4 protein-coding genes, 1 tRNA gene and 2 pseudogenes are annotated in these 6,846 nt (G+C 66.5%); 4 read left to right on the plus strand and 3 right to left on the minus strand.

Going from position 1 to position 6,846, the window contains the following annotated elements; translation table 11 throughout:
• Window positions 1-70: 70 nt before the first annotated feature.
• Window positions 71-1,318, minus strand: a complete 1,248-nt coding sequence (locus A5678_RS08550) for an alpha/beta hydrolase (RefSeq protein ID WP_068040843.1) — start codon at window positions 1,316-1,318, stop codon at window positions 71-73.
• Window positions 1,319-1,505: 187 nt separating this feature from the next.
• Here A5678_RS08550 and A5678_RS08555 point away from each other — a divergent pair.
• Window positions 1,506-1,579, plus strand: a tRNA-Arg gene (locus A5678_RS08555).
• 54 nt (window positions 1,580-1,633) lie between these two features.
• On the opposite strand, the gene A5678_RS08560 is transcribed toward A5678_RS08555, so the two are convergent.
• The gene (locus A5678_RS08560; protein ID WP_156746817.1) at window positions 1,634-1,945 is read right to left on the minus strand and encodes a hypothetical protein; all 312 of its coding nucleotides are present in this window, start codon (window positions 1,943-1,945) and stop codon (window positions 1,634-1,636) included.
• A gap of 47 nt (window positions 1,946-1,992) precedes the next feature.
• A complete protein-coding gene (locus A5678_RS08565) occupies window positions 1,993-4,557 on the minus strand; it encodes an FHA domain-containing protein (protein ID WP_068040846.1) in 2,565 nt (854 codons plus the stop codon).
• Between the two features lie 187 nt (window positions 4,558-4,744).
• On the opposite strand from A5678_RS08565, the pseudogene A5678_RS08570 reads away from it, so the two are divergent.
• The 3 genes and pseudogenes from A5678_RS08570 to A5678_RS08580 form a co-directional block, all read left to right on the plus strand.
• Window positions 4,745-5,092, plus strand: a pseudogene (locus A5678_RS08570) (phytanoyl-CoA dioxygenase family protein); the annotation flags it as partial.
• Between the two features lie 279 nt (window positions 5,093-5,371).
• Window positions 5,372-5,779 (plus strand): heme-binding protein, encoded by a 408-nt coding sequence (locus tag A5678_RS08575; protein WP_068040851.1) that lies wholly within the window; start codon window positions 5,372-5,374, stop codon window positions 5,777-5,779.
• A gap of 786 nt (window positions 5,780-6,565) precedes the next feature.
• A pseudogene (locus tag A5678_RS08580) lies at window positions 6,566-6,846 on the plus strand (hypothetical protein); the annotation flags it as partial.

The following is a 6,846-nucleotide window of genomic DNA, read 5'->3' on the forward strand; positions in this document are numbered from 1 at the left end:
CGCTAGTCGGGTTGCCGGGCTGGTGAAAGGAGCGGCCGGGCGGGGGCGCCGGTTACCGGGGGCTCGGGGCTCAACTGGCTGACGTTGCCGCCAGCTGGTCCAAGTCCAGCCGGGCGCTGACGCGCCGGCCATAGATGACACCCAAGAAATCGGCGACGGCGTCGGCGGCCAGCCGCGACCGAACCGTCGAGAGGATGTCGAACGCGTGGTGTGCGTTGGCGAGTTCCGCGTGGGCCACCGTAGCGGCGCCGGCCGCGCGCAACGCCGCGCAGAAGCCCCGGGCCTGCCCACTGGGAACCAACTCGTCCTTCTCGCCGTGCAGCACGAAGAAGGGCGGTGCGTCGCTGTGCACGTAGGAAACCGGCGACGCCGCCCTGAACCGCTCGGGCTTGTCGGCGTAGCGGGCCTTGACCACGAACTGCTCCAGGAACGGCAGCATCAGGTCGTGCATGTTCTCGAAATCGGTGAAGTCGTACACGCCGTAATAGGGCGCGACGGCCTGGACCGTCGTGTCGGCGCCTTCGAATCCGGGCTGGAACGCCGGGTCATTCGGGGTGAGCGCGGCCAGGGAGGCCAGGTGTCCGCCGGCCGAGCCGCCGGTGATCGCGATGAAGTCGGGATCGCCCCCGTAGTCGGCGATGTTTTGGCGAACCCACGCGATCGCCCTCTTCACGTCGATGAGGTGCGCGGGAAACGTGGAACGCGGGCTCTTGCAGTAATTGATCGAGACGCAGATCCAGCCGAGTTCGGCCATGCGGCTCATCAGCGTGTAGGCCTGCACGCGTTTGTCGCCGACGGTCCACGCGCCGCCGGGGACCTGGATCAGCACCGGCGCGCGCTGCCCCGGCGCCAGATCATGGCGCCGCCAGATGTCGAGCAGGTTGTCGCGCCCCCCCGGGCCGTAGGGGATGTTCGACGTCTGCGCCGCGTACCGGCGATGCGGACCGGGCCTGTTCAACATGCCGCTGCGCGGGGCGCAGACGGGCTTGACGCCGGCCGGGTGGCACACCTGCTCGCGGAAGTCCGGGCCGAAGGACTCCTCGAGCGCGGCCGTGAGGGCCCGATCCGCCCGCTGCGCCGCCCACGACGTGCCGACGCGGCCGATGGACGGGTGCGCGATTCGCGACAACGCGTGCCCGGTCAACACGTGCGGCGGGAACTCCGTGGAAAGCCAGCCCACGAGGCAGCCCAGCGCGAGCGGCGAGCCCCGCAGCAGCAGCGTGCCGGCCCGGTAGGCATCCATCGCGTCGGCCGCCAGGCGTGCTGCCTGGGTACCAGCCCACGAGCACCGTGAAGTCAGGTGCATGGTCACGCTCATAGCAACGCCACCCCTCGACGATCTGCACACGCCTCGTTGCGGTAAACGGCCGATTACGGGCCGGTGTTGTACGTGTGTCGAGGGTCACAACCATAGCCGATAACCGCGGCGCGGGAACGCTTTTCGCGCGCGTCGCCGCGGCGAGTCGTCCCGCGACACGCCGTTGGAATAGACTGACCTGCACATTGCCTCCGTAGCTCAGGTGGATAGAGCAAGGGCCTTCTAATCCCTAGGTCGCACGTTCGAGTCGTGCCGGGGGCACCGGTAACTGGGCCGGATTTCGCGCCCGTCCTCGTTGGCCGGTTATCCGTTCGCCTAACGGCGCAGGGTCGCGTAAATGTTGAGGTTGCGCTGTTGAGATGCCGCCCAGTTGTGGAGGTGAAGTAGAGACTGCCGTTCCGTCACGAACCGCGCTTCGTGACCGAGCCCGCGGGTGGCGTCCTGAGCTTCTAGCAACGGGCGCTCAACAACTTTGCCGGTCTCCAGCCGCACGACGTGGGCGGCGATTGCTCCCATCTGGGTGACCGGCTGCAAGCTCGGCTCTGCCGCCGACTGCGGCGGGCTCATGGGCTGCGGTACCGGTTTCGGGGTGCGGACCGGCACAACCTGCGCTTCCGGTTTTGCCACCTTTCCCGGGGTGGATATTATCGGCGGCCAGTCAGGTAAGGGTCCGGTCAGCGCTTGAGCCGGATCCGCCACCGCACAAAGCCGGCGTAGACCATCGACAACAGCGCGAGCATGGCCATGTCGAACAGCCACGCGCCGGGCGTGTGCTTAAAGTGGCTGTCCTGCGGAAAGATCTTATGGGTGTCTATTTTCAAGATGTCGACCGTCGACGCTGACGCGGCGTATCCCCAACGGGAGGGCATCGCCCAGGACGCCTGGTCGAGCCCAGCCCGGCCGGTCACCGGGACCATCGCACCGCCGAGCACCAGCTGCACCATGAGAGACACCACCAGTAGCGGCATGATCTGCTCACTGGAACGGGCCAGTGAGGACAAAAGCAGGCCGACCATCGTCGCGGCCGCACAAGCCGCGGCGACGGTGACGTACAGCTCCAAGGTGGCATTCCCGAGCAGCACGGCCGGCTCAGTCGGCGCGCCCTTACCCACGATCGCGACGGTGGTCGCGATCGCCGCTTCGGCGACGGCGAACGCACAGAACACGGCGATCTTGGCCAGCAGGTAGGCGCTCGTCGAAAGGCCGACCGCCTGTTCCCTTTGGAAGATGGACCGCTCGCCGATCAGGTCGCGGATCGTCAGCGCGGTGCCCATGAAGACAGCGGCCATGGTGAGCAGATTCAATACCCCCTGGGCTTCTTCGGCTGAGCCGAAACCCTTGGTGCCGGGAACGATCAGCGCCAGCGAACCCAGGATGAACGGCAACAACGCCAGGAACGCGAAGTAGGCGCGGTCGGCGACGACCAGCCGAACCTGGCGGCGCGCGATCGTGGAGACCTGCCGCCACGTGCTGGTGCGGACCGAGGGACCCAGCTCCGCCGCTTTTTGGGCAGCCGACACAGCCAGCGGCGGCGGTCGGTTCTGGGCCAGGAAGCGTTGATTGGCGGCATCGGGGTCGTCACCCACCTTGGCGAAGATGTCGGCCCAGTTGGTGGTTCCCATCGCCTGGCCGATCTGGTCGGGCGGCCCGTCGAATGCCGTCTTACCGCCGGGCGCCAGCAGCAACACGTGGTCGCAGACGTCCAGGTAGGTCAGCGAGTGTGTGACCACCAGCACGACGCGACCGGCGTCCGCCAGGTGCCGCAGCATCAGCATGACCTGGCGGTCCAGCGCCGGATCTAGACCAGAGGTCGGCTCGTCGAGGATCAGCAGCGAGGGCCCGGTGAGCAATTCCAGCGCCACCGAGGCGCGTTTGCGTTGGCCGCCGGAGAGCTTGTCCACCCGGGAGTCGGCGTGTTTGGTCAGCTCGAGTTCCTCGAGTACCTGCGCGATGACCCGGGCTTGGTCCGCTTTGCTCGTGTCGGGCGGTAGCCGCAGCTCGGCCGCGTAACCCAGCGCCTGGTTGACCGTAAGCTGGCGGTGCACAACATCGTCTTGCGGAACCATCCCGATCCGGCTGCGCAGGATCGCGTACTCGCTATGCACGTTGTGGCCCTCGAAGGTGACGGTGCCGGCGCTGGGTTGAGTCAAGCCGGCGATCAGCCGAGCCAGCGTGCTCTTGCCCGTCCCGGATCCACCGATGATCGCGGTGAAGGTGCCGGGCCGGGCGGTCAGCGAGATGTTGTGGAGCAGTTTTCGGTCGTGTTCGACGGTGAAGTCGACCCCTTGCACCTCCAGGCCGCCGGTGCGGGTCGCGGCCTCGGTGCGGCGGACCAGGGTGTCCTGGGTGTACACCAGGTCGACGTTTCCGATGGTGACCACGTCGCCTTCGGTCAAGACCGCCGATTCGACACGGGCACCGTTGACGAACGTCCCGTTGACGCTGCTGAGATCGCGGATCTCGGTGCCCTTCGGCGTCAGGACCATGAACGCATGATGGCGCGAGGCCAAGACGTCTTGAATGACGACATTGTTGTCGCTGGCGCGGCCGATCGTGACGGAGCCAGTTGGCGCTTCCGGCTCGGCTCGGACCCGCAAGAGATTCGCCACTTTCGCCGCGGCTTGCGACACCTGCGTCGGCGGCGGCGGCGGCGGAGCGCTGACCGGCTGCGGACCGCTGGGCGGAGCGCTGACAGGCTGCGGACCGCTTGGACCGCTCGGATAGCCCGGTTGTCGCTGCGGGCCGCTGGGCGGATACGGCGGCCGCGGTGGCGCGGGCGGGATGTAGCGGGGAGGGGCGGGTTGCGGTCCCGAGCCGGGAGGCGAGTCGACCCTCGCATATGCGGGCTGCGGATGCGACGGCGGCGACACGCCCCGCAGCGCACCTAGGGGCGCCAGCATCGTTTTGGGTGGTCGGCCGGCCGTTTTGTGGTGTGCAACCTCAAAGGTCACGCGTGGCCCGTCAGGCATCCCTAAGTTGATGCTCTGGCCATCGTGGATATCGACGTTCGGCACCCGCTGACCATTGACGAACACCCCGTTCAACGAACTGTTGTCGATCGCCCACCACTTGCCCTGATCGAAGCGCACCAACAGATGCGCGCGAGACACCATCGGGTGCGTGACGCGCATGTCGGCCCGGACGTCGCGTCCGATCACCACATCATGGCCCGCAGCGAAGCTATGTTCTGAGCCGTCGCAGCGAATCGTCAGCACGGGCGGGCCAGGTGGATGCGGCATCGGCTCAGACACAGCGCCTGCCCCCAATCTTTGCGCGGTCACGTCCGGTCCTTAGATCTTCACGATTTTGTTTGTGCGCAGCCATGTTGCGCCTACGTGCTGGTCCAGCAAAAGGGTCTTTTGACTCCTCATGCGTGCCGCCTTTGTCATCCGGCGGCCCAGGTCGCCGCGGGCATAGACGAATCATCGGCTGCTGATGCCCAACTATTTGCTTTCGGCATTGCAGGCCATCAACATTCAGCCCGGAGAAACCGCGCAGCTGGCTCACCATGACGACGGGACCTACCCGACTCCGCGTCCACGGGCACCATTGGCGGTGGCGGCGATCTGGGCGGTCGACGACTTCGCCGCCGACAATGGCGCCACAGTGCTTATACCGGCACACCTTGTCGGTATCGCGCGAATCGCTCGAACGGTCTCCGGTGACATTCTCCGCATGCTCGGCTACAGCATCCACCCGACGTTCATCGGCACGGTTGACGGCCTCCATCCGCTACGGCTGTTAGAAACTATGGGCCGGACTTATACGTCCTGACCTGCACGTCGTCCGAGGATCCGACACAAGCGTGTCCGAGGCCAGATGGAACTGTGCTGATTGAAAAAGTTGCGGGTGAGGTCCCAGACTGACAATCCGGGCGTCAGCGCGGGCACTTGAGTGCAAATTTGCCACATCACCTAACGCATTTGGTTAGGGTTTAGCCGAGGGTTACGCGATCGACCGTAAATACATGCGTCAGGGCAATGGAAGCGACTCTTTCGCACCCTCAGGGTCGAGCGAAGCGACCGAAGCGAATATCTAAGGGGACCAAGACAAATGAAATTGACGCATTTCACCCGTTCAACCGTCCGCCGCCACGGTTTGTTAGGAGCAGTTGCCGGCAGCGCACTTGGCGTCGCCGCAGCCACCATCGCAGCCCCGACGGCTAACGCGCAACCCGCGCCGTGTACCGCGTCGGAAGTCGCCACTACCATCAGCGCGGTCACCGGTCCGGCCGGCCAATACCTCGACGCGCATCCTGACGTCAACGACGCGCTGACACGCGCAGGCTCTCAGCCCCCCGCGGATGCCAGGGCGTCAATGAGGGCCTTCTTTGACACCCACCCCGCGGAACTCGCCGACCTACGCGGTATCGCGCAGCCGCTGACAAACCTACGGGGCCGATGCGACTCATTCCTCTCGGGCGGACAGATCACGGCGCTGCTTGAGGAATTCGCCCCGTAGACCATCCCAGTGGTGTCTGCTGGGTCGGTGATGTGAGGTCACCGAGTGCAGTCGTACCGGAGCCATGGCCAGCTTCCTCTGCAAGATCGCCGTGCTGAGCCATGGAGATGCCGGCGGTGGTGAGCCGATGCGAAGGCGACGCCGATGACGGCCAAGCGATCGACTTTGGTTGCGCCACACTGGCGGTCGTCGGCATCCGCTAGGACGCGACGCTGCCGCTTCGGTCCGCCCCTGGGGATGATCAGCCGGTAAGGGCGTGGCTCGAGCCGGTTGCCGACGATCTCGTCGCCACCGGCCGGGCACGGCGGCTGGCCTCGTCGCTGTCGTTTGAGGTCACGGCGGGCGGTGTGACGGGCTGGGCCGACTTGCGTGTGTCGGCTTGCCGGCCCGCGAGCGCCGACTCGATGCACGAGCTGGGCACCGGATCGTGGCGATGGCCGAGGCGTCCACCGACCCCCCGGTGTCGCGGTGAGCGAACCGCCGGAGCGACCCGTGGTGGCCCGAGGACTGTCGGCGGTGGCCCGAGGACTGTCGGCCCGACCGGCGTTAATTCACTTCGAGGGCTATTTCAGCGGCGGGCGGGTGGGGCGGCGGCGCTGTGCCGTCCAGGTTCGGTTCGTGGCGCGCGCCCGCGCGGGTTTTGGGACCGATGCTCCTGGCAGGCGGGGACAAGTGGCCCTACGCGGTGCCTTAGCGTCGCAACAGAATGAGAAGTCCAGCTGGCGTTGATCGTTGCGGTGATCAGCGCACCGGGTGCGGCGAATTTCGTCGATGAGGGGCGAGCGGATGAAACCGGGGCAGACACCGGGGTCGGTGGCCGAGGGCACGCCGTTTGGGCGTTACCGGCTGATCGAGCTGCTGGGTCGCGGCGGGATGGGCGAGGTGTGGCGGGCCTATGACACCGTGATGGATCGGGTGGTGGCCCTGAAGGTGTTGTTGGCTAATGTCGCCGAGGATCCGGCCTATGTGGAGCGGTTTCGCCGCGAGGCGCACGCCGCGGCCAGCCTGGACGAGCCGCACGTCATCCCCATCTACGACTTCGGCGAGATCGACGGACGACTGTATGT

Source organism: Mycobacterium sp. E2733, assembly GCF_001667585.1.
Classification (GTDB): domain Bacteria; phylum Actinomycetota; class Actinomycetes; order Mycobacteriales; family Mycobacteriaceae; genus Mycobacterium.